The sequence below is a fragment of the Paracoccus sp. KKT209 genome (assembly GCF_055635455.1).
Genome location: NZ_CM145758.1, coordinates 382,506 through 407,523, shown reverse-complemented (window position 1 = coordinate 407,523; position 25,018 = coordinate 382,506). Strand labels below are relative to the sequence as shown.

General features: G+C 69.9%; 25 protein-coding genes. 21 read left to right on the top strand and 4 right to left on the bottom strand.

The window, feature by feature from the left end:
• Positions 1-31: 31 nt before the first annotated feature.
• Positions 32-454, bottom strand: a complete 423-nt coding sequence (ndk, locus tag ACZ2G3_RS02045; protein ID WP_470397327.1) for a nucleoside-diphosphate kinase — start codon at positions 452-454, stop codon at positions 32-34.
• A gap of 160 nt (positions 455-614) precedes the next feature.
• Between ndk and ACZ2G3_RS02040 the strand changes: the two genes are divergently transcribed.
• From ACZ2G3_RS02040 to urtE, 15 genes are all read left to right on the top strand, one after another.
• Positions 615-1,712, top strand: a complete 1,098-nt coding sequence (locus ACZ2G3_RS02040; protein ID WP_470397326.1) for an AI-2E family transporter — start codon at positions 615-617, stop codon at positions 1,710-1,712.
• A 111-nt stretch (positions 1,713-1,823) separates the two neighbouring features.
• Complete coding sequence (locus tag ACZ2G3_RS02035) at positions 1,824-2,588, top strand: GNAT family N-acetyltransferase (RefSeq protein ID WP_470397324.1); 765 nt, start codon at positions 1,824-1,826, stop codon at positions 2,586-2,588.
• A 135-nt stretch (positions 2,589-2,723) separates the two neighbouring features.
• Positions 2,724-3,539: an urease accessory protein UreD gene (locus tag ACZ2G3_RS02030; RefSeq protein ID WP_470397322.1), complete on the top strand. Its 816-nt coding sequence runs from the start codon at positions 2,724-2,726 to the stop codon at positions 3,537-3,539.
• 1 nt (position 3,540) lies between these two features.
• The gene (locus ACZ2G3_RS02025) at positions 3,541-3,852 is read left to right on the top strand and encodes an urease subunit gamma (protein ID WP_419270028.1); all 312 of its coding nucleotides are present in this window, start codon (positions 3,541-3,543) and stop codon (positions 3,850-3,852) included.
• Positions 3,853-4,035 carry a hypothetical protein gene (locus ACZ2G3_RS02020; RefSeq protein ID WP_470397320.1) on the top strand — a complete coding sequence of 61 codons (183 nt, stop codon included), beginning with the start codon at positions 3,853-3,855 and terminating at the stop codon, positions 4,033-4,035.
• A gap of 8 nt (positions 4,036-4,043) precedes the next feature.
• Positions 4,044-4,349 (top strand): urease subunit beta, encoded by a 306-nt coding sequence (locus ACZ2G3_RS02015; protein ID WP_470399018.1) that lies wholly within the window; start codon positions 4,044-4,046, stop codon positions 4,347-4,349.
• Entirely contained in the window at positions 4,346-6,031 is a 1,686-nt protein-coding gene (gene ureC / locus ACZ2G3_RS02010; protein WP_470397318.1) for an urease subunit alpha, read from the top strand. Before ACZ2G3_RS02015 ends, ureC begins: the two co-directional genes overlap by 4 nt.
• A 14-nt stretch (positions 6,032-6,045) precedes the next feature.
• Positions 6,046-6,561, top strand: coding sequence for an urease accessory protein UreE (locus tag ACZ2G3_RS02005; RefSeq protein ID WP_470397317.1), 516 nt, complete (start codon positions 6,046-6,048; stop codon positions 6,559-6,561).
• Positions 6,527-7,189, top strand: a complete 663-nt coding sequence (locus tag ACZ2G3_RS02000) for an urease accessory protein UreF (protein WP_470397316.1) — start codon at positions 6,527-6,529, stop codon at positions 7,187-7,189. Before ACZ2G3_RS02005 ends, ACZ2G3_RS02000 begins: the two co-directional genes overlap by 35 nt.
• Positions 7,186-7,824 (top strand): urease accessory protein UreG, encoded by a 639-nt coding sequence (gene ureG / locus ACZ2G3_RS01995; protein WP_470397315.1) that lies wholly within the window; start codon positions 7,186-7,188, stop codon positions 7,822-7,824. The genes ACZ2G3_RS02000 and ureG overlap by 4 nt, the downstream gene beginning before the upstream one ends.
• A 192-nt stretch (positions 7,825-8,016) precedes the next feature.
• Positions 8,017-9,300: an urea ABC transporter substrate-binding protein gene (gene urtA / locus ACZ2G3_RS01990; RefSeq protein WP_470397314.1), complete on the top strand. Its 1,284-nt coding sequence runs from the start codon at positions 8,017-8,019 to the stop codon at positions 9,298-9,300.
• A 57-nt stretch (positions 9,301-9,357) separates the two neighbouring features.
• Positions 9,358-11,274, top strand: a complete 1,917-nt coding sequence (gene urtB / locus ACZ2G3_RS01985; RefSeq protein WP_470399016.1) for an urea ABC transporter permease subunit UrtB — start codon at positions 9,358-9,360, stop codon at positions 11,272-11,274.
• Positions 11,275-11,277: 3 nt separating this feature from the next.
• Positions 11,278-12,513, top strand: a complete 1,236-nt coding sequence (urtC, locus tag ACZ2G3_RS01980; protein WP_470397313.1) for an urea ABC transporter permease subunit UrtC — start codon at positions 11,278-11,280, stop codon at positions 12,511-12,513.
• A complete protein-coding gene (gene urtD / locus ACZ2G3_RS01975; protein WP_470397311.1) occupies positions 12,510-13,250 on the top strand; it encodes an urea ABC transporter ATP-binding protein UrtD in 741 nt (246 codons plus the stop codon). Before urtC ends, urtD begins: the two co-directional genes overlap by 4 nt.
• Positions 13,251-13,253: 3 nt before the next feature.
• Positions 13,254-13,961: an urea ABC transporter ATP-binding subunit UrtE gene (urtE, locus tag ACZ2G3_RS01970; RefSeq protein WP_470397310.1), complete on the top strand. Its 708-nt coding sequence runs from the start codon at positions 13,254-13,256 to the stop codon at positions 13,959-13,961.
• A 13-nt stretch (positions 13,962-13,974) separates the two neighbouring features.
• Here the strand turns inward: urtE and ACZ2G3_RS01965 are convergent, their stop codons facing one another.
• Together ACZ2G3_RS01965 and ACZ2G3_RS01960 are read right to left on the bottom strand one after the other, a co-directional pair.
• Positions 13,975-14,424: a DNA polymerase III subunit chi gene (locus tag ACZ2G3_RS01965; RefSeq protein ID WP_419270010.1), complete on the bottom strand. Its 450-nt coding sequence runs from the start codon at positions 14,422-14,424 to the stop codon at positions 13,975-13,977.
• Positions 14,425-14,600: 176 nt separating this feature from the next.
• Positions 14,601-16,091, bottom strand: a complete 1,491-nt coding sequence (locus ACZ2G3_RS01960; RefSeq protein ID WP_470397308.1) for a leucyl aminopeptidase — start codon at positions 16,089-16,091, stop codon at positions 14,601-14,603.
• Positions 16,092-16,205: 114 nt separating this feature from the next.
• On the opposite strand from ACZ2G3_RS01960, the gene lptF reads away from it, so the two are divergent.
• The 6 genes from lptF to rsmA are packed head-to-tail and all read left to right on the top strand — an operon-like array spanning position 16,206 to position 23,933.
• Positions 16,206-17,327, top strand: coding sequence for an LPS export ABC transporter permease LptF (lptF, locus tag ACZ2G3_RS01955; RefSeq protein WP_470397306.1), 1,122 nt, complete (start codon positions 16,206-16,208; stop codon positions 17,325-17,327).
• Positions 17,324-18,430, top strand: a complete 1,107-nt coding sequence (gene lptG / locus ACZ2G3_RS01950) for an LPS export ABC transporter permease LptG (protein WP_470397304.1) — start codon at positions 17,324-17,326, stop codon at positions 18,428-18,430. Before lptF ends, lptG begins: the two co-directional genes overlap by 4 nt.
• Positions 18,427-20,817, top strand: a complete 2,391-nt coding sequence (locus ACZ2G3_RS01945; protein ID WP_470397302.1) for an LPS-assembly protein LptD — start codon at positions 18,427-18,429, stop codon at positions 20,815-20,817. The genes lptG and ACZ2G3_RS01945 overlap by 4 nt, the downstream gene beginning before the upstream one ends.
• A gap of 32 nt (positions 20,818-20,849) precedes the next feature.
• Positions 20,850-22,070 (top strand): peptidylprolyl isomerase, encoded by a 1,221-nt coding sequence (locus ACZ2G3_RS01940; protein WP_470397300.1) that lies wholly within the window; start codon positions 20,850-20,852, stop codon positions 22,068-22,070.
• Complete coding sequence (gene pdxA, locus ACZ2G3_RS01935; protein WP_470399014.1) at positions 22,067-23,032, top strand: 4-hydroxythreonine-4-phosphate dehydrogenase PdxA; 966 nt, start codon at positions 22,067-22,069, stop codon at positions 23,030-23,032. The genes ACZ2G3_RS01940 and pdxA overlap by 4 nt, the downstream gene beginning before the upstream one ends.
• 55 nt (positions 23,033-23,087) lie before the next feature.
• Positions 23,088-23,933: a 16S rRNA (adenine(1518)-N(6)/adenine(1519)-N(6))-dimethyltransferase RsmA gene (gene rsmA, locus ACZ2G3_RS01930; RefSeq protein ID WP_470397298.1), complete on the top strand. Its 846-nt coding sequence runs from the start codon at positions 23,088-23,090 to the stop codon at positions 23,931-23,933.
• A 71-nt stretch (positions 23,934-24,004) separates the two neighbouring features.
• On the opposite strand, the gene ACZ2G3_RS01925 is transcribed toward rsmA, so the two are convergent.
• Complete coding sequence (locus ACZ2G3_RS01925; protein ID WP_470397296.1) at positions 24,005-25,009, bottom strand: DUF4167 domain-containing protein; 1,005 nt, start codon at positions 25,007-25,009, stop codon at positions 24,005-24,007.
• Between the last annotated feature and the right edge of the window lie 9 nt (positions 25,010-25,018).

Genomic DNA, 25,018 nt, shown 5'->3' with positions numbered 1-25,018 from the left:
CATTTTCACATTCCAAAAGATCGGATCGACCTCAGCCGACCAGTTCCAGGCCCGAGAAGAAGAAGGCGATCTCTTCCTTGGCGGTGTCCGCCGCGTCCGACCCGTGGACCGAGTTCTCGCCCATGGACAGGGCGAATTCCCTGCGGATGGTGCCCTCGTCGGCATTGGCCGGGTTGGTCGCGCCCATCACTTCGCGGTTCTTGGCAATGGCGTTCTCGCCTTCCAGGACCTGCACGACGACCGGCTCGGAGGCCATGAACTCGACCAGTTCGCCATAGAAGGGGCGATCCTTGTGGACCTCGTAGAACTTGCCCGCCTGCTCGGCCGACAGCTTGACGCGCTTCTGCGCAACGATGCGCAGGCCGGCATCCTCGAACTTGGCGTTGATCTTGCCGGTCAGGTTGCGGCGGGTCGCGTCGGGCTTGATGATGGAAAGCGTGCGTTCGATGGCCATGGGTCGTTACCTTGTCTGATCTGCGGGACGGGCCCGCGGCTTGCGGAAGTCCGCGTCCGGTTAGCAGGCTTGGCCTTCCCCGGCAAGGTTGACGCGCGCAATGCCATGGAACCGGCACCGGTGGCGAAAGCTTGATTGATCGGCCACCGAAGGATTTCCCATGATCGACCTTGCCCCGCCTGCCTACAGCCCCAAGGCGCCCGCCCCGCCCGCAGGCAAGGAAAGGGCGCTGACCCTGGGGACGCTGGCCTCCGGTGCCGCGATCCTGCTGCTTTTGGGGGCGATGTGGTTCTGGTCCAACGTCCTGCTGCTGATCTTCGCGGCCCTTCTGATCGCCATCGCGCTCCGGGCCGGGGGGCGGGGGCTGAACCGGCTCGTGGGCCTGAACGTCAAGCTGGGCGTCTTCGTGGTTCTTCTGGTGGTGATCGGCCTGGTGGTCGGGGCCGGATGGCTGGCGGGGCCGGCGGTATCGGCGCAGTTCCGGGACCTGATGGCTGCGCTGCCGCAGTCCTGGCAGGCGCTGAACAACTGGTTGCCCGGTGATCTGGGACAGACCATTGTGGGGCAGGTCGAGGAGAACGGTGGCGAGAACGCCGCCCAGATCGCCCAACGCCTGCCGGATCTGATCAGCATCCTGACCGGCGTCTTGAATTCGGTCCTGGGCAGCCTGTCGTCCTTTTTCGTGGTCCTGATCGTCGCGCTTTACGTCGCGGTCGAGGCGCCGCTCTATCGTCGCGGGGCGCTGCGCCTGGTGCCCCTGCGCCAGCGCAGCCGCGCTGCCCGGATCATGGATGAATTGGGCAGCAAGCTGGGCGCCTGGATGGCGGGACAGGCGGTCGACATGGTGGTCGTGGCGATCCTGGCCTGGATCGGGCTGTGGCTTCTGGGGGTGCCGCTGGCCTTCCTTCTGGCGCTGATCGCAGGGCTCACCAATATCGTGCCGATCGTCGGGCCGTTCTTCTCGGGCGCGATCGCGGTCCTGTTCTCGCTGTCCCAAGGCCCCGAGACGGCCCTTTATGTCGCGATCCTGTTCTTCGTGATCCAGATGTTCGAGGGCGAGGTGCTGATGCCCCTGATCCAGCGCTATGCCGTCGAACTGCCCCCCGCCCTGACCATCATCGCCATCGTGGCCTTTGGGGCGATGTTCGGCTTTGCGGGGGTGCTGCTGGGAACGCCGCTGCTGATCGTGGCGATGCTGCTGATCCAGCGCATCTATGTCGAGGATGTCCTGGGCGACCAGTTCGACGACGCCGACTGACCTGCCGCGCCGCAGGGCAGTCGGCCAGAAACTTGGCCTTCCCTCAGGTGACTTCGTGATTTCGACACATGGCGGGTGTATGTTGCACCTGTCTTCAGCGAAGGTCGCGCCATGCAGCCGCTTGTCAAAGGCCATTACCGCGCCCGCCTGGCCGAGACGCCAGAGGATCTGCGCATGTCGCAACGGCTCCGCTGGCTGTGCTTCATCGCCCGCACCGGACAACCCGACGACGGCACCCGTCTGGAGGCCGACGAACTGGACCCGGACTGCCGGCACATGCTGATCGAGGATGTCACGTCGGGCCAGCTGGTCTGCAGCTACCGTTTCCTGCCGCTGACCAACGGATCGCAGATCAAGCGCAGCTATTCGGCCCGCTACTACGACCTTGAGGCCTTGGGCAGCTTTGACGGGCCGATGGTCGAGATGGGGCGGTTCTGCATCCATCCCGACCGGCAGGACCCCGACATCCTCCGCATCGCATGGGCCGCCCTGACCCGATTCGTGGACGAGACCGGCGTCGAGATGCTGTTCGGCTGTTCCAGCTTCACCGGCTGCGAGCCAGAGCCTCATGCCGAGGCTTTCGCCATGCTCAAGGAACGCCACCTGGCGCCCCGCCGCTGGTGGCCGCGCGTCAAGGCGCCCAAGGTGTTCCGCTTTGCCCGCGCCCTGCGCCTGCGCCAGCCGGATCCAAAGCGCGCGATGGCGGCCATGCCGCCGCTGCTGCGCAGCTACCTGGCCATGGGCGGTTGGGTTAGCGACCATGCGGTGGTGGACCCGGTCCTGCGCACCATGCACGTCTTTACCGGGGTCGAGATCCGCGCCATCCCCCCCGCCCGCAAGCGCCTGCTGCACGCGCTGCTGGACCGCCCGGCGTAACCTCGGACAGGAACCGCCGCCCGCATAGGCAGTCTGCCGGTTCTTTCGGCAGATGCGCCGGAAATGCTTGTCCGGCAAGCAGGTGGCGGCGCGACCGGCGTTGACCTTGGCAGCCTGACGGCGCCCCTTGCCCTCATGTTCGACAGCACCGCCACCGCGACCACCATGCAGCGCAGCCAAGGGGCGGCGCGGGTGGTCATGGGGCCGCGCGGGCTGATCGACTTGGCGCAACAAGGCTCGGCCAAGGCGATGCTGCCGCGCATGACGGCGGGCCTGCCCGAGATCGTTTTCCTGAACACCTCCGGGGGTCTGGCCTCGGGCGACAGGCTGTCCTTTGCGGTGGACCTGCGCGCAGATGCGCGGGCGCTGGCCACCACGCAGACGGCGGAACGCGCCTATCGCGCCACCGCCGCGCCGGCCCAGGCCCGGGCCGATCTGTCGGTCGGTGCGGGCGCCTGGCTGGACTGGCTGCCGCAGGAGACCATCCTCTACGACGCGGCGCGGCTGGAACGGCAGACGACGGTCGATCTGGCGGCCGGTGCCGGCTGCCTGCTGCTGGAGATGCTGGTCCTGGGGCGGCTGGCCATGGGCGAGCGCCCCACCCGCCTGCACCTGCGCGACCGCCGCATCGTCCGCCGCGAGGGCCATGTGGTTCATCACGACGCGCTGGCACTGGACGACGCCACCTTGGCCCGGATGCCGGGCCCCGCGCTGACCGCCGGTCGGCCGGCAATGGCGACCATGGCCATGATCGCCCCCCACGCGCCCGATCTGCTGCAGGCGGCCCGCGCCGTGCTGGACGAACCCGGCGTCACCTCGGCCGCCAGCGCGCTGCCCGGGCGCCTGGTGCTGCGCCTGCTGGCCGCCGATGGCTGGCCCCTGCGGCGGCAGATCAACCGCCTTCTTCGGGTGCTGCGCCCCGATCCCCTTCCCCGCATCTGGCAGGTTTGACATGAACCTTTCCCCCCGCGAACGCGAGAAGCTGCTGGTCTCGGTCGCCGCGATGGTCGCGCGCGGTCGGCTGGCCCGCGGCGTCAAGCTGAACCACCCCGAGGCCATCGCCCTGATCACCGATTTCGTGGTCGAGGGCGCCCGCGACGGCAGATCGGTCGCCGACCTGATGCAAGCGGGTGCGCATGTGATCACCGCCGGCCAATGCATGTCCGGCGTGCCCCAGATGATCGAATCGGTGCAGGTCGAGGCCACCTTTCCCGACGGAACCAAGCTGGTCACCGTTCACCACCCGATCCGCCAGGAGGCCTGAATGATCCGATTTTCCCTCACCGCGACGGCCCTGCTTCTGCCCCAGCTGGCCCAGGCCCATCCCGGCCACCATGCCCAGGCCTCGCCGCTGCACCTGCTGACGCAGCCCGACCATCTGGCGACCATCGCGCTGATCACCGCGCTTGGCGCGGCGGCGTGGTTCCTGCTGCGGGGCCGCTCGTGACAGGGCTGATGATCCCCGGAGAGGTCATCGCGGCCGAGGGAGAGATCCTGTTGAACCAGGGCCGCGCCACCGTGACCGTGATGGTCGCCAATACCGGCGACCGGCCGATCCAGGTCGGCAGCCACTATCATTTCGCCGAAACCAACGCCGCGCTGGAGTTCGACCGCGAGGCCGCGCGCGGCATGCGCCTGGCCATCCCCGCAGGCACCGCCGTGCGGTTCGAACCGGGACAGTCGCGCCAGGTGACGCTGGTGGGCTATGCGGGCGCCCGCACCGTCCACGGTTTTCGCGGCCAGATCGGGGGTGCGCTGTGACCACACTGTCGCGCGCCGATTACGCGGCGCTGTACGGTCCCACCACCGGCGACCGCATCCGCCTGGCCGACACCGAGATCATCATCGAGGTCGAACGCGACCTGACCATCCCCGGCGAAGAAGTGAAATTCGGCGGCGGCAAGGTCGTCCGGGACGGCATGGGCCAGTCCCAGGTCACGCGCGCGGGCGGCGCGATGGACACGGTCATCACCGGCGTCGTAGTCTTTGACCACCAAGGCATCGTCAAGGCCGACGTCGGCATCCGCGACGGCCTGATCGCGGGCATCGGCAAGGCCGGCAACCCCGACACCCAGCCCGGCGTGACCCTGATCATCGGACCGGGGACCGAGATCATCGCCGGCGAAGGCCGCATCCTGACGCCCGGCGGGTTCGACTGCCACATCCACTACATCTGCCCGCAGCAGGTGGACCACGCGCTGCATTCCGGCGTCACCACCCTACTGGGCGGGGGCACCGGCCCCGCGCATGGCACGCTGGCCACGACCTGCACGCCGGGGCCGTGGCACATCGCCCGCATGCTGGAGGCCTGCGCCGACCTGCCGGTCAACATCGGCATCGCGGGCAAGGGGAATGCCTCCATCGCCGCCCCGCTGGAGGAGCAGATCCGCGCCGGTGCCTGCGCGCTGAAGCTGCACGAGGATTGGGGCACCACGCCCAAGGCAATCGACACCTGCCTGATCGTGGCCGACGCGATGGACGTGCAGGTGATGATCCACACCGACACGCTGAACGAATCGGGCTTTGTCGAGGACACGATGGCCGCGATCGGCGGCCGCACCATCCATGCCTATCACACCGAGGGCGCGGGCGGCGGGCATGCGCCCGACATCATCCGCATGGTCGGTATGGCGAATGTGCTGCCGTCCTCGACCAACCCTACGCGGCCTTACACGGCCAACACGGTCGAGGAGCACCTCGACATGCTGATGGTCTGTCACCACCTGGACCGCCGGGTGCCCGAGGACGTGGCCTTTGCCGAATCCCGCATCCGCAAGGAGACCATCGCGGCCGAGGACATCCTGCACGACCTGGGCGCGTTCTCGGTGATCTCGTCCGACAGCCAGGCCATGGGCCGGATCGGAGAGGTGATCATCCGCACCTGGCAGACCGCCTCCAAGATGCGCCAGCAGCGCGGCCGCCTGGAGGGTGAACAGGGTCAGAACGACAACATCCGCGCCCGCCGCTATATCGCGAAATACACCATCAACCCGGCCATCGCGCATGGGGTCAGTGCCCATATCGGCTCGATCACGCCGGGCAAGCGCGCCGATATGGTCCTATGGGCGCCCGCCTTCTTTGCCGCCAAGCCGGAGATGGTGCTGGTCGGCGGACAGATCAGCGTGGCGCAGATGGGCGATCCGAACGGCTCGATCCCGGTGCAGCCGATCTTTTCGCGGCCCATGTGGGGGCACAACCGCCGCGCCTCGGCGATGTTTTTGTCCCGCGCGGGGCTGGAGGCCGGGGCCGGTGAGGCGCTGTCCAAGACCCTGATCGCGGTCGAACACACCCGCGACATCGGCAAGGCCGACATGGCGATGAACAGCGCCCTGCCCGTGATCGAGGTTGATCCCGAGACCTACGAGGTCCGCGCCGATGGTGAATTGCTGACCTGCGAGCCGGCGACGGAACTGCCGCTGGCACAGCGCTATTTCCTCTTTTGAGGGAGGATCGACCCATGACCGCCACTGCCCATTCCATCATCCGCAACGCCCCTGCGCCCTTCGACGCCGAAGTCTCGCTGGACTACGAGGGCCGCCTCTTGCGCCGCAAGCGCCTGTCCTGCGAGGGGGGCGACTTCATGGTCGACCTGCCCGAGGTCACCAGTCTGGACGACGGCGACGCGTTCCAGCTGTCGGACGGCCGCCAGATCGTCGTGCGCGCCGCACCCGAGCCGGTGCTGGTCATCCGCGGCAACCTGCCCCGGCTGGCCTGGCATATCGGCAACCGCCACACCCCCTGCCGGATCGAGGCCGACCGCCTGGTCATCCGCCAGGACCACGTGCTGGAGGCGATGCTGCACCAGCTGGGCGCCGAGATCTGCCGCAAGGACCTGCCCTTCCGTCCCGAAGGCGGCGCCTATGGCCATGGCCGCACCTTCGGCCACGATCACGGGCCGCATGACCACGGCCATCCCCATGGCGCCGGAGAGGCCGCGCATGGGACCCACAGCCACGCGCATGATCCCGCCTGAAGCCGCCCGCCTGCAGCTGTCGCAGATGCTGTCGCCCGCCTTTCCGGTGGGCGGCTTTGCCTGGTCGCAGGGGCTGGAATACGCGATGGAAGCGGGTTGGGTGACGCGCGCCACCCTGCCCCAGTGGCTGGAGGACTGGCTGGATCACGGCCAGGGCTGGTGCGACGCGGTGCTGCTGTCGCTGGCGCTGCGGCCGGGTGCCGACCCTGCCGCGCTGGACGACTTGGCGCGCGCCGCATGCATGACCAGCCAGCGCCTGACCGAGACGGTCGAACAGGGCACCGCCCTGTCCGCCAACATGGCGGCGCTGACCGGGTGCCCGCAGGCCCCCGCCGCCCTGCCCGTCGCGATGGGTCGCGCCTGCGCCGCCATGTCCCTGCCCCCGGCAGAGATCATCGCGGCCTTTCTGCAGGCCCAGGCTGCCGCGCTGATCAGCGCGGCAGTGCGGTTCATGCCCTTGGGCCCGGTCCAGGGACAGCAGATGCTGGCGGCGTTGCAGCCGCGCATCCTGGACCGCGCCGCCCGCGCCGCCACGGCCACGCCGGACGACCTGACCAGCGCCACCTGGGGTGCCGACATCGCCGCGATGGCCCATGAAACCATGACCACAAGGATCTTCCGCTCATGAGCCTTTACGGCCGCCCCAATCACGGTCCATTGCGCGTCGGCATCGGCGGTCCCGTCGGCGCCGGCAAGACGACGCTGACCGAACAGATCGCCCGCGCGCTGTCCCCCCGCCTGTCGATGGCGGTGATCACCAACGACATCTATACCCGCGAGGATGCCGAGGCGCTGATGCGCGCCCAGGTCCTGCCCGTGGAACGCATCCGCGGGGTCGAGACCGGCGGCTGTCCCCATACCGCCATCCGCGAGGATGCCAGCATCAACCTGGCCGCCATCGCGGACCTGAACGCGGCATTCCCGGACCTGGAGCTGATCCTGATCGAATCGGGGGGCGACAACTTGGCCGCGACCTTCAGCCCGGAACTGGCCGACTTGACCATCTATGTGATCGACACGGCGGCGGGACAGGACATCCCGCGCAAGCGCGGTCCCGGGCTGGCGCGGTCCGACCTGCTGGTGGTGAACAAGACCGATCTGGCCCCGCATGTCGGCGTCGACGCGGCGCTGCTGGAAAAGGATGCACATGAGGCGCGGGGCCCCCGTCCCGTGGTCATGGCCCAGCTGCGCCACGGTCACGGCGTGCAGGCCATCGTCGATTTCCTGGTCGAACAGGGCGGTCTGACGCCCCGGGCGGCGTAACTCTGCCCGGCGGGCGGGCATCTGCCCCGCCCGCTGCCGAAGACCGCGCCACTGCCTGCGCGGGGCACGCAGCGACTGCTGAAATCCTGTCCAACTGCCCGATTTTCCCCTCTTTCTGCGAATGCGAAGGCTGCGCGCCTTCCCAAGGACAACAGGGACACCGGCCAATGTGCCGGGGGGAAAAGGGGTACGATGACCAAGCTGACCAAGATCCTGATGCTGACCAGCGCCCTGGCGCTGGCCCATACCGCCCATGCCCAAGAGGGCGAGCCGATCAAGATCGGCGTACTGCATTCGCTGTCGGGCACGATGGCAATTTCCGAAACCACGCTGAAGGACACGGTCCTGATGCTGGTCGAACAGCAGAACGCCAAGGGCGGCGTGCTGGGCCGCCCGCTGGAGGCGGTGGTCGTCGATCCGGCCTCCGACTGGCCGCTGTTCGCCGAAAAGGCGCGCGAGCTGCTGACGGTCAGCGACGTGGACGCGATCTTCGGCTGCTGGACGTCGGTCAGCCGCAAGTCGGTCCTGCCGGTGATCGAGGAGCTGAACGGCCTGCTGTTCTATCCCGTCCAGTACGAGGGCGAGGAATCCTCGAAGAACGTCATCTATACCGGCGCCGCGCCGAACCAGCAGGCGATCCCGGCCGTCGATTACATGATGGAGGAGCTGGGCGTCGAATCCTGGGCGCTGCTGGGCACCGACTATGTCTATCCGCGCACCACGAACAACATCCTGGACGCTTATCTGAAGGACAAGGGCGTCGCGGCCGAGGACATCTTTGTCAACTACACCCCCTTCGGTCATTCCGACTGGTCCAAGATCGTGGCCGATGTCGTGGCGCTTGGCGCGGGCGGCAAGAAGGTCGGCGTCGTGTCCACCATCAACGGCGATGCGAATGTCGGCTTCTACAAGGAACTGGCGGCAGCGGGCGTGTCGGCGGACGACATCCCGGTCATGGCGTTCTCCGTGGGCGAGGAGGAGCTGTCGGGCCTGGATACCGCCAACCTGGTCGGCCACCTGGCGGCCTGGAACTACTTCCAGACGGCAGAATCTGACGTGAACAGCGCCTTCATCGAGGAATGGAAGGCCTTCACCGGCGATCCGAACCGCGTGACCAACGACCCGATGGAGGCCACCGTCATCGGCTTCAACGCTTGGGTCGCGGCGATCGAGGCGGCGGGTACCACCGACGTCGACCCGGTGCTGGATGCCATCGTGGGCGTCGAGGTGCCGAACCTGACCGGCGGCACCGCCACCGTCCTGCCCAACCACCACATCACCAAGCCCGTCCTGATCGGAGAGATCCGCGATGACGGCCAGTTCGACATCGTCAGCCAGACCGAGCCCGTGCCGGGCGACGCCTGGACCGATTTCCTGCCGGAATCGGCGGTATTGGAGGCCGACTGGCCCGGCAAGGATTGCGGCATGTTCAACACGGAAACGGACAGCTGCGTCCAGGTCCAGTCGAACTATTGACGTGACGGCCGGGCGGTTCGCACCGCCCGGCCCCAGCCACAAGGAATTTCCCGCGTGATCCGGTATCGCCTGATGGCCGCGGCGCTTGCGCTGCTGGTGCCCCTGACTGCCCTAGCCAATCCCGCCCTGCAGGCGGTCGTCGAGGCCAACCTGGACCAGATCGAACAGCCCTCGCGCCGGACGGTCGGGCCCCTGGTCGACCAGATCGCCGCGACCGGTCCCGAAGGGCTGGCCCTGCTTCAGGCCTGGGCCGGGCGCAGCCTGGGCCTGACCGGTGACGGGCGGCTGGCGATCATCGGCGGCGACGGCGCGACCGACGCGGTGACGGGCGCACCCCTGCCCGGCGCCGAACCGCGCGCCCTGCGCCCCAATTCCGGCGTGCGCGGCGTGATCGAGGCGGCGCTGGCCGCGGGCGCGCTGGCCGATCCCGACCCTGCGCGGCGCGCGGCGGCACTGGACAGCCTGTCGCGCGGCGGCGACCTGGCGGGCCTTGAGGCGCTGCGCGCGGCGCTGGACGATCCCGACGCGGCGCTGGCGACGCGCAAGGCGCGGCTGGAACGCCTGCTGACCATCCAGCACGACCCCGACAGCACCGCCCGCGTGGCCGCGATCGAGGCGATGGCCGGGGATGTGGGCCTGGACTTCCGCGCCGCCCTGAACCCGCTGCTGGTGACCCGCGCCCTCGTCGCCCCCGAGGCGCCGCCGGGCGCCAATGTCGCGCGAGAGCTGACGCCCGGTGACGACGCCTTGCCCCGCACGGCGGCCTTGGCTCAACTGGTCGATCAGGGCCTGCTGCAACCGCCCCTGTCCCCGGCCGACCAGCGCGCGGCACTGGCCGCCAACATCAGCGACGGCGCGGTCGGCGGCCTCCCCGTCGCGCAGCTGTCCGACCCTGTCGCCCGCGACCGCGCCTATGAGGCGCTGGAGGCTGCGGGCACCGTTCCCGCAGCCGCGACCGAGGCGGAGGCCCAGGCCGCACTGGAGGCGAACCGCTTCTTCGAGGTCTATGCCGAATCCGACCCCGCCGTGACCGCCGCCGCCGAGGACGCGCGCCTCCAGGCGCAGGTCCGGCTTGGCGCGATGACCGCCATCGACCTGGGGCTGGACGCGCTGTCGCTGGCCTCGATCTATTTCCTGGCGGCGATCGGGCTGGCCGTCACCTTCGGGGTCATGCGGGTCATCAACATGGCGCATGGCGAATTCATCATGATGGGCGCCTATACCGCCTATACCGTCCAGACGCTGATCGCCGACCGCACGCTGTCGCTGGTGGTGGCGCTGCCCCTGGCCTTCGCGGTGACCTTCGGCGCAGGGGTGGTCCTCTATCGCCTGGTGATCCGGCACCTGGCGCATCGCCCGCTGGAGACGCTGCTGGCGACCTTTGGCGTGTCCATCGCGCTGCAGCAGCTGGCCAAGAACATCTTTGGTACCCAGGCCCGCCCGCTGACCGCGCCCGCCTGGCTGGAGGGCTCGATCACGGTGAACGACGTGATCGGCATCAGCTCTATCCGGGTCGCCATCTTCGTGCTGGCGCTGCTGTTCCTGGGGCTGTTCCTGTTCATCATGAAGCGCACCCGCCTGGGGCTGGAGGTCCGCGCCGTCACGCAGAACCCCGGCATGGCGGCCAGCATGGGCATCAACCCCGACCGCATCGCCATGATGACCTTTGGCTTGGGGTCCGGCATCGCGGGCATCGCAGGGGTGGCGATCGGTCTGTTCGCGCAGGTCACGTCGGAAATCGGCCAGCAGTACATCGTGCAAAGCTTCATGACCGTGGTGGTGGGCGGCGTGGGCAACATCTGGGGCACGCTGGCCGGCGCCACGCTGATCGGCGGGCTGTCCAAGGTCATCGAAAGCCTGAACCCCGGCAACACGCTGGCGGCGCAGACCTTCATGATCCTGTTCATCATAATCTTCATCCAGTTCCGGCCCCGCGGTATCATCCCGCAGCGCGGCCGCGCGGCAGAGGTATAGGCCATGACCCGCACCCCCTTCATCCTCAGGAACCCCTCGGTCCTGGTCGTGCTGGCCGGGCTGGCGGTGTTCACCGTCGCGGTGACGCTGCTCAGCCAGGCCTATGGCACCGGCGCTGTGCCCACCTCGATGGTCAAGGTGCTGGGCAAGACGCTGTGCCTGGCCATCGCGGCGGTCGCCATGGACCTGGTCTGGGGATATCTGGGCATCCTGTCCCTGGGCCAGATGGCGTTCTTTGCGCTTGGCGGCTACATGATCGGGCAGTGGCTGATGTATGCCCGGACCGAGGGCATCGTCGCAGCCCAGCTGGCTCAATCCCCCATCCCTGCCACGCCGCAGGAGCTGCAGGACGCCGTCACCAACCAGATCTTCGGCGTGGTGGGCAGCGCGGAGCTGCCCCTGGCCTGGAGCCTTGCGCATTCGCTGACGGCGCAGCTGATCCTGGTCGTGGCGGTGCCGGGGCTGCTGGCACTGGTCTTTGGCTGGCTGGCCTTCCGCAGCCGGGTGAACGGCGTCTATCTGTCGATCCTGACCCAGGCCATGACCTTGGCGCTGGCCTTGTGGCTGTTCCAGAACGACAGCGGCTTTCGCGGCAACAACGGGTTGTCGGGGCTGCAGAACCTGCCGGGGCTGGACCATGTCGATCAGGCCAGGCTGTCGGTGTGGTTCCTCTGGGCCTCCGCCGCGGCGCTGGCGCTGGCCTATGTGCTGGCCGCCTGGCTGGTATCGGGCAAGTTCGGCAGCGTGATCCGCGCCATCCGCGACGATGAAACCCGCGTGCGGTTCCTGGGCTATCCGGTCGAGGGGTTCAAGCTGGTCGTCTTTACCCTGGCGGCAATGATCACCGCCGTCGCGGGGGCGCTGTACTATCCCCAGGCCGGGATCATCAATCCGGCCGAGATAATGCCCATCGCCTCGATCTACCTGGCGGTCTGGGTGGCGATCGGCGGGCGCGGGCGGCTCTATGGTGCGGTCATGGGCGCGGTGGTCGTGTCGCTCTTGTCCAGCTGGTTCACGGGCGGGCGGGCGCCGTCGATCCATCTGCCGGGATACGTGGTGAACTGGGTTGACTGGTGGCAGGTGGCGCTTGGCCTGTCCTTCGTGCTGGTCACGCTGTTCGCGCCCAAGGGCATCGCCGGGATCTTTGACTGGATGGCAGGTTGGGCGGGACCGGACCGGCATGGCCGCGACCTGGGCCCCGATCAGGGTGCCCTGCAGGAACGCGAGGCCAAGGCATGAGCGCGCTTCTGGAGGTCAGCGGGATTTCGAAGTCCTTCGACGGGTTCAAGGCGATCAACAATTTGTCCTTTACCATCAACGCGGTCGAGCTGCGCGCCGTGATCGGCCCCAACGGAGCGGGAAAGACCACCTTCATGGATATCGTGACCGGCAAGACCCGGCCCGATGCCGGCGAGGTGCGCTGGGGCGCGACATCCAGGTCGCTGCTGAAGATGAACGAGGCGCAGATCGCCCGCGAAGGGATCGGCCGCAAGTTCCAGCGCCCGACCGTCTTCGAGGATCAGACGGTGGCCGACAACCTGACCATGGCGCTGAAGGCGGCGCGCGGCCCCTTTGCGGTGCTGCGCTGGCGGCCGACGGCGGCATCGGCGGGGCGCGTGGCCGAATTGGCGGCCGAGGTCGGGCTGGCCGAGCAGTTGGGCCGCAAGTCCGGCGAATTGAGCCACGGGCAGAAGCAGTGGCTGGAGATCGGCATGCTGCTGGCCTCGGACCCGCGGCTGCTGCTGGTGGACGAACCCGCCGCCGGCATGACCCTGGCCGAGCGCGAGCTGACCACGACGCTGCTGTGCCGGCTGGCCGAAAGCCGGGCGGTGGTGGTGGTCGAACATGACATGGATTTCGTGCGTCGCCTGAACTGCAAGGTGACCGTGCTGCACCAGGGGTCGGTCCTGGCCGAAGGCAGCCTGGACCACGTCACCCGCAATCCCGACGTCATCGACGTCTATCTGGGGAGATAGGACATGCTGGAAGCCAAGGGCCTGACCCTGCATTACGGCGGCAGCCAGATCCTGCACGGGATCGACCTGCTGGCGCGCGCGGGCGAGGTCACCTGCGTGATGGGCAACAACGGGGTCGGCAAGACCAGCCTGATGAACCTTCTGGCCGGGCGGCATCCGCGATCAGGCGGGGACATCGCCTTTGACGGAAAACCCCTGGGGCGGCTGTCGGCGCAGCGGATGGCACGGATGGGCGTCGGCTATGTCCCGCAGGGGCGGGCGATCTTTCCGATGCTGACGGTGCGCGAGAACCTGGAGACGGGGTTCGCCTGCCTGCCCCGGTCGGAGCGGCGCATCCCCGACGAGATCTTTGACAGCTTTCCGGTGCTGGCCGAGATGGCGCATCGGCGCGGGGGCGACCTGTCGGGCGGGCAGCAGCAGCAGCTGGCGATCGCGCGGGCGCTGATCACACGGCCGCGCGTCCTGCTGCTGGACGAGCCGACCGAGGGCATCCAGCCCAACATCATCGCCCAGATCGGCCGGGTGATCGCCGCCCTGCGCGACCGGGGCGAGATGGCGATCGTGCTGGTCGAGCAGTTCTTTGATTTCGCCTGGGATCTGGGCGACAGCTTCCTGGTGATGGAGCGGGGGCGCGCGGTGCTGCAGGGGCCCAAGGCACTGCTGCGGCGGGACGATCTGCATGCGCGGCTGGCAGGGCACGCGGCCGCCTGAGGGGCGCAGGCGGCTAGCGCTTGCGCTCCCACCGGCCTGATTCCTCGGACCAGTATTCGGCCTCGACCCCGGCGCCGGTCAGCGCGCGCCACTGGTCGCGGGCGCGGGACATGGCAGTGTCGTCGCCGCCGTCGAAAAGGATGCAGGCGCGGTCGAGGCGGGTGGCCTCGGCCGGGGCGACCTCGACCCCGTCCAGCGCCATCAGGCAGGCGGGATCGTTGGCCGGGGCCTGGCCGGGCACGGTCAGCAGCACCGGCTGGCGCGCGTCATGCGGACCGCCGGCCAGGCCATGGGGCAGGAACCCCTCGGCCTGCCAGAGCTGCTGGTCCAGCCGTTCCATCCGGTCGGCTTGGGCGCCGCGCAGCTCGACCCGCCAGCCGGCCGACAGCGCCTTGCCCAGCAGGACGGGCAGAAGCGCCTCGGCCGGCGAGCGGGTCAGGTGGTAGAAGAGCACCTTGCCCATGTCGCCCGCCTAGGTGTTGCGCCGGCGCGCAACGCCTGCGCGCGTTGCATCCGGCACCGGTGCGGACGGCAGGCGCCGGACCCCCAGCAGATGCTGGAGATCGGGGCGCACCGGGCGTGCACCGCGGGTGCACCGTGCGTGCACGGCGCGTACACCGCTTGCGGGCGTTGCGCGGCTCATTTGCCCTCGAAGCGGTCGCGTACCAGCCGGTCCAGCGTCATGACGCCCCAGCCGGTCGCACCCTTGGGGGCGAGGTCGGTGGCGCTGGGCGGCAGGGTCACGCCGGCGATGTCGAGATGCGCCCAGGGCTGGCCGTCCTTGATGAAGCGCTGGATGAACTGCGCCGCGGTAATCGAGCCCGCCGCGCGCCCGCCGGTGTTCTTCATGTCGGCCAGGCGCGACTTGATCAGGCTGTCGTAGGACGGGCCCAGGGGCAGGCGCCAGGCGCCCTCGCCCTCGGCTTTCGCGGCGGCCAGAATGCCGTCGGCCAGGGCGTCGTCATTGGCGAAGACCCCGGCATTGTCATGGCCCAGCGCGATGATCACCGCCCCGGTCAGCGTCGCCAGGTCGATGATCGCGCGCGGCTTGAAGCGTTCCTGCGCGTACCAGAGCACGTCGGCCAGCACCAGGCGGCCTTCGGCATCGGTGTTGATGACCTCGATCGTGTCGCCCTTCATGGATTTCACGATATCGCCGGGGCGCTGGGCGCGGCCGTCGGGCATGTTCTCGACCAAGCCCACCAAGCCCACGACATTGGCCTTGGCGCGCCGCAGGGCCAGCGTGCGCATCACGCCCGCCACGACGCCCGCGCCGCCCATGTCCATCGTCATCTCCTCCATGCCGGCGCCCGGCTTGATCGAGATGCCGCCGCTGTCGAAGACGACGCCCTTGCCGACCAGCGCCAGGGGCGCCTCGTCCCCGCCGCCGTTCCAGCGCATCACCACGACCTTGGAAGGGGTCTCGCTGCCCAGGCCCACGGCCAGAAGGGCGCGCATGCCCAGTTCGGCCAGCTTGTCCTCGTCCAGGACCTCGACGGTCAGGCCGATCTCCTCCATCGCCTGCAGGCGGTCGGCGAAGTCACTGGTGGTCAGGACGTTGGCGGGCTCGTTCACCAGGTCGCGGGTGAAGAACACGCCCTCGGCCAGGGCGGCGGCATCGCCGGCCGATTTCGCCAGCGCTTCGGGGTCGCGGACCATGAAGGTCACCCGCGGGCGTTCGGCCGGGGCGTCGGGGTCGTGATCGTCCTGCGCCTTGTCGGCGGTCTTGTAGGCGTTGAAGTCATAGCCGCGCAGCGCCATGCCCAGGGCGACCTCGCCCGCCAGTTTCTGCACGCCGGCCAGGACCAGCGTATGCGCGGTCCCCAGCCGGGCGCCGATGGCCGCGCCGGCGCGGCGGGCCTCGGCCACGGTCGAGGCCACGGGCAGCATCACCAGGACCAGCGCCTCGGCGGCCATGCCGGCGGGAAAGGCCAGTTCCATCGTCTGGCCGGGCTTGAGCGCCTGGCCCGCCTTGGAGGCCAGCGCGCGCAGCGCCGCCTCGCGCGCGGCGCGCGGCAGGCGCACGGGCAGCTTGTCGGGGGCGGTCAGGATCAGCGCCACGCGCCCCTGGTGATCGGGCAGCTTCTCGGGCGCGATCTCGGTGAAGTTGATTTCGACTGGCTGCGTCATGGTCAAGCGTCCTCACGTCTGGTTGGGTCAGACCCTAGACGCCCGCCCGGCCCTTTTCCAGAGCCGCCCTTGCCGCTAAGCAGGACCGAACGTCACGCGTCAAGAAGGCCGCCCATGCCCCGGATCGACCGCTATATCCTTGGACAGCTGCTGACGCTGTTCGGGTTCTTCGCGCTGGTCCTGGTCGCGGTCTACTGGATCAACCGGGCGGTCAGCCTGTTCGACGACCTGCTGAACGACGGCCAGACGGCGCTGGTGGTGCTGGAGTTCACCGCGCTGACGCTGCCGCTGGTGATCTCGGTCGTGCTGCCGGTGGCGGCTTTCGCGGCCTCGGCCTATGGCACGAACCGCCTGTCGGGGGAATCCGAGCTGGTGGCGATGCAGGCGGCGGGCCTGTCGCCCTGGCGGCTGGCGCGGCCGGTGCTGATGTTCGGCGTCTTCGTGGGGCTGATGGTGGCGGTGCTGGTCCACGGGTTGGTGCCGATGGCGCGGGCGCGGCTGGCCGAGCGGTCGGCCGAGATCGCCGAGAACGTGACCGCGCAGTTCCTGCGGCCCGGCGCCTTTCAGTATCCGGCCAGCGGGGTGACGCTGTTCATCCGCGACATCGCCGCCGACGGGCGCCTGCTGGACCTGTTCATAGAGGACGGCCGCAACCCGGCCGAGCGGCTGACCTATACCGCCCGGGAGGCGCTGGTGGTGCGGACCGAGACCGGCCCGGTCCTGGTGCTGCTGGAGGGCATGGCCCAGAGCCTGCGGAGCGAGGCGGGCGAGCCGCGCCTGTCGGTGACGCGCTTCGACGAGTTCAGCTATGACGTGGGGGCGGTCTTTCAGAGCGGGGGCCCGCGCGGGCGGGACCTGCGCGATTACGGCACGCTGCGGCTGCTGGACCCGGACGCTGATCTGCTGGCCGCGACCGGGGCCAGCGCCGATGCCGCCCGGCGCGAGGCGCATGAGCGCATCGCCCAGCCGCTGCTGGCGCCGATCGCGGCGATGATCGGCTTTGCCACGCTGCTGATCGGGGGATTTTCGCGCTTTGGCGTCTGGCGGCAGGTGGGCTGGGCGATCGGGGGGCTGATCCTGGTGCAGTTCCTGTCCAATGCCGCCGCCAACCAGGTCGGGCGGAACGCGGCGCTGTGGCCGATCCTGTACCTGCCGGCGCTGGTGGGCGCGGGGCTGTGCGCGGGGCTGTTGTGGCTGGCCGCGCGTCCCCGCGGCCCGCGCGGGAGGTCGGCATGATCCTGGCCGTTTATGTGGCGCGGCGGTTCCTGCGCAGTTTCCTGCTGATCGCGGGGGTGTTCCTGCTGATCCTGTTCCTGATCGACATGATCGAGATGATCCGCCGCTTTTCCAGCCGCGACATCGGGCTGGGGGGCGCGGCGCGGCTGGCGGCGCTGAACATCGCGGGCAGCTTTTATTCGATCCTGCCGCTGATGACGGTGCTGTCGGCCATCGCGCTGTTCCTGGGCCTGGCGCGCAGCTCCGAGATGGTGGCGATTCGCGCCTCGGGGCGCTCGGCGCTGCGGGTGGTGGCGGCGCCGGCGGCGGCGGCGGTGCTGCTGGGGGCGCTGACGGTGGGCTTGCTGAACCCGCTGGTCGCGGCGACGGGGCAGATCTATGACGAGGCCGTGGCCGAGATCGACCGCGCCGGCCGGCAGACCGTCAGCCTGGGCGCCAGCGCCGTCTGGCTGCGCCAGGCCGTGCAGGAGGACGGGGAGGAGGCCGGCCAGATCGTGATCCGCGCCGCCCGCGCCAGCCCGGATGCGGTGACGCTGTATGATGCGACCTTCCTGGTCTTCAGCCAGGACGGGCCGGTGCGCCGGATCGAGGCGCGCGAGGCACGGCTGACGCCCGGGGCCTGGGACCTGCGCGATGTGGCCGATTACCCGCTGGAGCGCGCCAATCCCCAGGCCGAGGTGGCGCGCCAGGACAGCCTGCGCCTGGCCTCGGACCTGACGGCGCAGCGCATCCGCGAAGGCTTTGGCCGCCCCGAGGCGGTGCCGGTCTGGCAGCTGCCGACCTTTATCGCCGGGCTGGAGCGGGCGGGTTTTTCGGCCGCGCGCCACAAGGTCTGGTTCCAGATGGAGCTGGCGCGGCCCTTTCTGATGGCGGCGATGGTGGTGATCGCTGCGGCCTTCACCATGCAGCATGTGCGGGGCCGCAACACCGGCGCGGCGGTGCTTTTGGCCTTTGGCGCGGGGATCGCGCTGTTCTTCCTGCGCAACCTGGCGCAGGTTCTGGGGGATAACGGCCAGATCACCCCGGCCATGGCGGCATGGACGCCGCCGCTGGTGGGGGCGCTGCTGGCCCTGGGGCTGATCCTGAGACGGGAGGACGGATGAACGCGCGCAAGCAAGCCTTCGGGATCGCGTGCAGGGCGACGGCCCTGGCGCTGATGGGCGCCACGGTCCTGGCCGGGCCGCTGACGGCGCAGTCGCTGTTCGACGGCACCCCCGGCATCGCCGGCATGCCCGACATGCCGGGCGCGGCCCTGTCCGGCGGCGTCTCGGCGCTGGCGCCGGCGGCGCCGGAACTGGGCAGCAGCCCGGTGGGCGACCGCACCCCCCTGACGGGGGCACCCGAAAGCGTGGCGCCCACGGCGGATGTCGTGCTGCCCGGTCGCGCCGCGCCCGCCGCGGGACCGGGGGGCGCGGCCACGGTGCTGGCCGACAATGTCGTGCTGCAGGGCGACCGCACGCTGATCGCGGCGGGCGGGGTCGTGGTCTGGTACCAGGGCACGCGCCTGGTCGCGTCGCGCATCGTGGTGGACGGGGCCAGTGGCGATTTGACCATCGAGGGGCCGATCCACCTGTCCCGCCCGGCCGCCATGGCCGGGGATGCCGACGCGATCCTGATCGCCGAATCGGCGCAGCTGGACCGCGAGCTGCAGGACGGGATCATCAACGGCGCGCGCATGGTCATCGCCCGCGAGCTGCAGCTGGCCGCGACCCGGCTGGAGCGGCGCGAGGACGGGCGCATCAGCGAGCTGACTGAGGTCGTGGCCTCCTCCTGCCAGATCTGCGCCGAGGACCCGACCCCCCTGTGGGAGATCCGCGCCCGCCGCATCACCCATGACGCCGAGACGCGGCTGATCACCTTTGACCATCCGCAGCTGCGCGCCCTGGGCATCCCGCTGGCCTATGCGCCCTTTGCGATCACCGCCCCGGACCCCACGGTCGAGCGGCGGTCGGGGTTCCTGCGGCCGCTGATCCGCACGACCTCGGGGCTGGGCTTCGGGGTCAAGCTGCCCTATTTCCGCACCCTGGGCGATCATGCCGACCTGACGCTGACGCCCTATCTGTCGCTGGACCGCACCCGCACGCTGGAGCTGCGCTATCGCCAAGCCTTTGCGCGCGGCGCGACGGAATGGAATGCCGCGATCAGCCGCGACGACCTGCTGCCCGGCGAGACGCGGGGCTATGTCTTTGGCACGGCGCGGTTCGACCTGCCGCGCGACTATCGGCTTGGGGTGCAGATCCAGACCGCCTCGGACCGGGCCTATCTGCTGGATTACGGCGTCACCAATGCCGACCGCCTGTGGAGCGGCGTGACCCTGGAACGGGTGCTGCGCGACAAGCTGGTCTGGGGGCGGGTCGGCAATTACCATTCGCTGCGCGAGGACGAGGACAACGCGACCTCGCCCGCGCAGGTGGCCGACGTGATCTGGATGCGGCGCATGACCCCGCCGGTGATCGGCGGCGAGGCGCTGCTGGAATGGTCGGCCCATGCGCATCGCCGCCCGTCCGACCTGGACGAGCTGGGGCGGGACGTGGCGCGCGCCTCGGTCGGGGTGGGCTGGCGACGCAGCCGGATCCTGCCGGGCGGGGTGGTGGCCGCGGCGCTGGCCGGGCTGGACGCCGATGTCTATCGCATCGCCCAGGACGACCGCTTTGACGCGGTCGAGACCCGCGTCGACCCGCGGATCGGGACCGAACTGCGCTGGCCGCTGGCGACCTATCGCGGCGGCGCGACCCATATGGTCGAGCCGGTGGTGCAGGTCCTTTATTCCCCGCAGAGCGCCGATGAGGACATCCCCAACGAGGACAGCCGCCTGATCGAGTTCGACGAGGGCAACCTGTTTTCCGAGAACCGCTTTCCCGGCTGGGACAAGCGCGAAACCGGGCTGCGCGCCAATATCGGCGCGACCTGGACGCGGATCGACCCCACCGGCTGGTCGCTTGGCGTGACCGGCGGCCGGGTGCTGCGGGCCCGCGAGGCGCAGAGCGTGGCGGCCACCACGCCCTTGGGCGGGCGCAGCAGCGACTGGCTGCTGGCGGTGCATTACGACAGCGGCACCGGGCTGGCGGTCGCCAACCGGGCGCTGTTCGACGACAGCTTTGCCATTTCGCGCAACGAATTGCGGGTGGGCTGGCTGCGCAGCGACCTGCAGGCCTCGGCCGGCTATCTGTGGATCGACCGCGACGAGGGTGAGGGCCGGGCGGATGATGCCAGCGAGCTGGCCGCCAATGTCGGCTGGCAGATCGCGCCCGGCTGGTGGGGCACGGCCGAGACGCGCTATGACTTTGCCGCCGACCGGGCGCAGCGCGCCTCGCTAGAGGTGGCCTATCGCAACGAATGCATCACGGTGGAGACGGGCCTGTCGCGGCGCTTTACCAGTTCGGACCTGGTGCGGCCGGAAACCAGCCTGGACCTGTCGGTGCGCCTTGGCGGCTTTGGCCGGCAAGAAGACGGGCCGGGCACAGTGGCGCGGCGCAGCTGCATGCGCTAGTCTGCCGCGCAGAACCAAGATGAGGGCAGCAGATGCGGCATTTCCTTTCGGGTATCGCCCTGGCGGCGGTGGTGGCCATGGGCGCCGTGGGCCCCGCCGCGGCGCAGAACCTGTTCGCGCCGGTCGTCTATGTGAATGACAGCGCCGTCACCCGCTATGAGGTGGACCAGCGGATGCGCTTCATGCAGGTGATCGGCGCCCCCGATGCCGATGCCCTGACGGCCGAGGATGCGCTGATCGACGACCGCCTGCGCGTGCAAGCCGCGCGCCAGCTGGGCGTCGAGATCACCCCCGAGGGGCTGCAGGAGGGGCTGGAGGAATTCGCCGGGCGCGCCGGGCTAGATGCCGCCGCCTTCATCGCCCAGCTGGAGCGCGCGGGCGTCGAGGCCGGCGTGTTCCGTGATTTCGTCGAGGCGGGCACGGTCTGGCGCGAGGTCGTGCGCGCCCGTCTGCTGGGCCAGATCAGCATTTCCGACGCAGAGGTCGACCAGGAGCTGCGCCGCGTGATCGAGACCCCGATCATCGACCGCGTGGCCCTGTCGGAGCTGATCATCCCCGCCCCCCCGGGCCAGGAGGCGCAGGCGCTGGACCTGGCCGAGCGCATCTCGGCCGCGCGCCCGACCGAGGCGCAGTTCGCCGAGGCCGCGCGCCAGTATTCGGCCGTGCCCTCGGCCGAGGCCGGCGGGCGGCTGGAGATGATGGCGCTGGACAACCTGCCGCCCAGCCTGCGGCCGATCATCACGGCGCTGCAGCCGGGCCAGACCACGGCGCCGCTGCCGGTCGAGGGGGCGGTCGTGCTGTTCCACCTGCGCGACGCTCAGGGCAGCCTGCGCCCCGGCGCGCGCGAACAGGTGCTGGAATACCTGGTGCTGCCCATGGCCTCGGCCGCCGATGCGGTGGCGCTGGCCGCGCGGACGCGCAGCTGCGACGATCTTTACGTGCAGGCGGGCGCCGCGGTCGCGCCCCGGGTGCAGCGCCAGACCGCGCCCCAGGGCCAGATCCCGACGCTGATCGCGACCCGGCTGGCTTCATTGGACCCGGGCGAGGCCGGGCTGGTCCCGTCGGGCGCCGGTGCGGACCTGGTGATGCTGTGTTCGCGCCAGCCGGCCCTGGCGGCCCAGGGCGGCGACGAGGCCAGCGGCCTGCCCGGCCGCGAGGCGGTGCGCGACCAGCTGTTCAACCGCAAGATCAACGCGGCGGCGGACGGGCTGCTGGCCGACCTGCGCGCCGATGCCGTGATCCGGCGGCCCTGATGGCGCGCATCCTGCTGACCTGCGGCGAACCCGCGGGGATCGGGCCGGAGCTGGCGCCGCTGGCGCTGGCCTCGGGCGTGGACCTGGTCTGGATGGGCGATCCGCGCCACCTGCCCGACGGCGCGGCCTTTGCCGAGGTTCAGGCCCCGGGGGACGCGGTGCCGCCGGGCCACCTGCCGGTGCTGCGCCATGATTTCGCCGCCCCCGCCAAGCCCGGCCGCCCCGATCCCGCCAATGCGCAGGGCGTGGTTGATGTCATCGCCCGCGCCGTCGCGCTGGCCCTGGAGGGCAAGGTTGCGGGCATCACCACCGCGCCGATCAGCAAGCAGGCGCTGAAGGAAGGTGCGGGCTTTGCCTTTCCCGGCCACACGGAATACCTGGCGCATCTGGCGGGCGGTGTGCCGGTGGTGATGATGCTGGCCTCGACCACGGTGACGCCGCCCTGCCGGGTGGTGCCGGCGACGATCCACATCCCGCTGGAGCAGGTCGCAACCGCCCTGACGCCGCAGCTGCTGGAACAGGCGATCCGCATCACCCACCAGGGGCTGGTCCGCGACTTTGGCCTGACGGCGCCCCGCATCGCGGTGGCAGGGCTCAATCCCCATGCGGGCGAGGGTGGCACGATGGGCCGGCAGGAACGCGACATGATCGCCCCGCTGATCGAACGGCTGCGGGCCGAGGGGCTGAGCCTGACCGGCCCCCTGCCCGCCGACACGATGTTCCACGACCCGGCGCGCGCGGGTTACGACGCGGCGGTCTGCGCCTATCACGACCAGGCGCTGATCCCGATCAAGACGCTGGATTTCGCGGGCGGGGTGAATGTCACGCTTGGCCTGCCCTTCATCCGCACCTCGCCCGACCACGGCACCGCCTTTGACATCGCGGGCCGCGGCCTGGCCGATCCGTCATCCACCATCGCCGCGCTTCGCCTGGCGCGGCAGATGGCGGACAGCCGCGCCTGATGCTTCTTCGTTGCCCAAATACCCATTGGCGCGCCCCCGCCCCCAGGACCATGCGATGATCGACAACCTGCCCCCCCTGCGCGAGGTGATCGCGACCCATGACCTGCGCGCGAAAAAGCAGCTGGGCCAGAACTTCCTGCTGGACCTGAACCTGACCCACAAGATCGCGCGGCAGGCGGGCGACCTGACCGGCTGCGACGTGCTTGAGGTCGGGCCCGGCCCCGGCGGGCTGACGCGCGGGCTGCTGGCCTGCGGGGCGCGCCATGTGCTGGCCATCGAAAAGGATCCCCGCGCCCTGCCCGCGCTGGAGGAGATCTCCGCCGCCTATCCGGGCCGCCTGACCGTGATCAACGGCGACGCGCTGGAGGTGGACCCGCTGGCGCATCTGACGCCGCCGATCCGCATCGCCGCGAACCTGCCCTACAACGTGGGCACTGAGCTGCTGATCCGCTGGCTGACGCCCAAGGCCTGGCCGCCCTTCTGGCAGTCGCTGACGCTGATGTTCCAGAAGGAGGTGGCCGAGCGGATCGTGGCGCAGCCCGGATCCAAGGCCTATGGCCGGCTGGCGCTGCTGGCGCAGTGGCGGGCGGATGCGCGCATCGTCATGTCCCTGCCGCCCGAGGCCTTCGTGCCGGCGCCCAAGGTCCATTCCGCGGTGGTCCACCTGACCGCGCTGCCCGAACCGCGCTATCCGGCCGATCCGGCGGTGCTGTCGCAGGTGACCGGCGCGGCCTTCAACCAGCGGCGCAAGATGCTGCGCGCCAGCCTCAAGGGCCTGCACCCGCAGATCGAAGCGCTGCTGGAGGCGTCGGGCATCCCGCCCACCGCCCGCGCGGAAGAGATCGACCTGCAGCGGTTCTGCACCCTTGCCCGCGCCTTGGCCAAGGCCCGCGCCGGCTGAGGGCCGGCCCCACCTTCCCGACATGAAAAAGCCGCGGTTCTCACCGCGGCTTTTTTGTTCGACAGGTCCGTTCAGTTCTGGTCCGAGCCTTCGGGGGCGGGGGTATCGGCGGCCTCGCTACCCTGGTCCTTGGCCACCGGCTTGCGGCGGCTGCGGGTGGGCGCGGCGGGGGCGCCGCCCTCGGCGCTGGCTGCGGTGCTGCGCGGGGTGCGGGTGCGGGGCGTCCGGGCCCGCGTCGGCTTGGGTTCGGTTTCGGGCGTCGGCACCGGGCCGTGGCTGCCATCGCTGGAATTGACGGCATCGGGAAGGCCGAGGCTTTCCTGCGTCTCGGGCGCCGGTTCGGCCTGCGGCCGGGGGGCCTGATCGCGGACGGGCTGTTCGGTCACGGCAGCCTCGGGAGCTTCTGCCTCGCGCTGAACCTGGTCACGCGGGGCGTGGTCGCGGGGCGCAGGGTTGCGCTCGGATGCGCCACGATCGGCCTGGACCCGATCCTGCTGGCCGCGTTCGGATTGCTGACGGTCGGAGGGGTTGCGATCCGACTGATTACGGTCCGAATGGCTGCGTTCGGACTGGTTGCGGTCCGATTGATTTCGGTCCGACTGGCCCCGATCCGATTGATTGCGGTCGTGCTGGCGATCCTGGTCGCGGCCGCCGGACTGCCCGCCCTGGTGATGGCCGTTCTGGTTGCCGCCGCCCTGGTGCCCGCCATGCTGGCTGCCCCCATTCTGGTTGCCCCCGTTCTGGTTGCCACCGTGCTGGTGCCCGCCGTTATGCTGGCCCTGATCGTCGTCGCCGTGCTGGCGGTGACCCTGGCCTTGGCGCTCGTTCATCTCGCGCTGCGCCTCGCCCAGCATGCGAGTGTAATGCTCGGCATGCTGCAGAAAGCTCTGCTCGGCCACGCGGTCGTTGGACAGCTGCGCGTCGCGCGCCAGCTGCAGGTATTTCTCGATGATCTGCTGGGGGGTGCCGCGCACTTTGCCTTCCGGCCCCGAGCTGTCGAAGACACGGTTGACGACGTTCCCCAGCGATCGCTGACGGTTCGATTTGCTACGCGAGCGGGATTTGGATGATCTCATCAGTCTGTC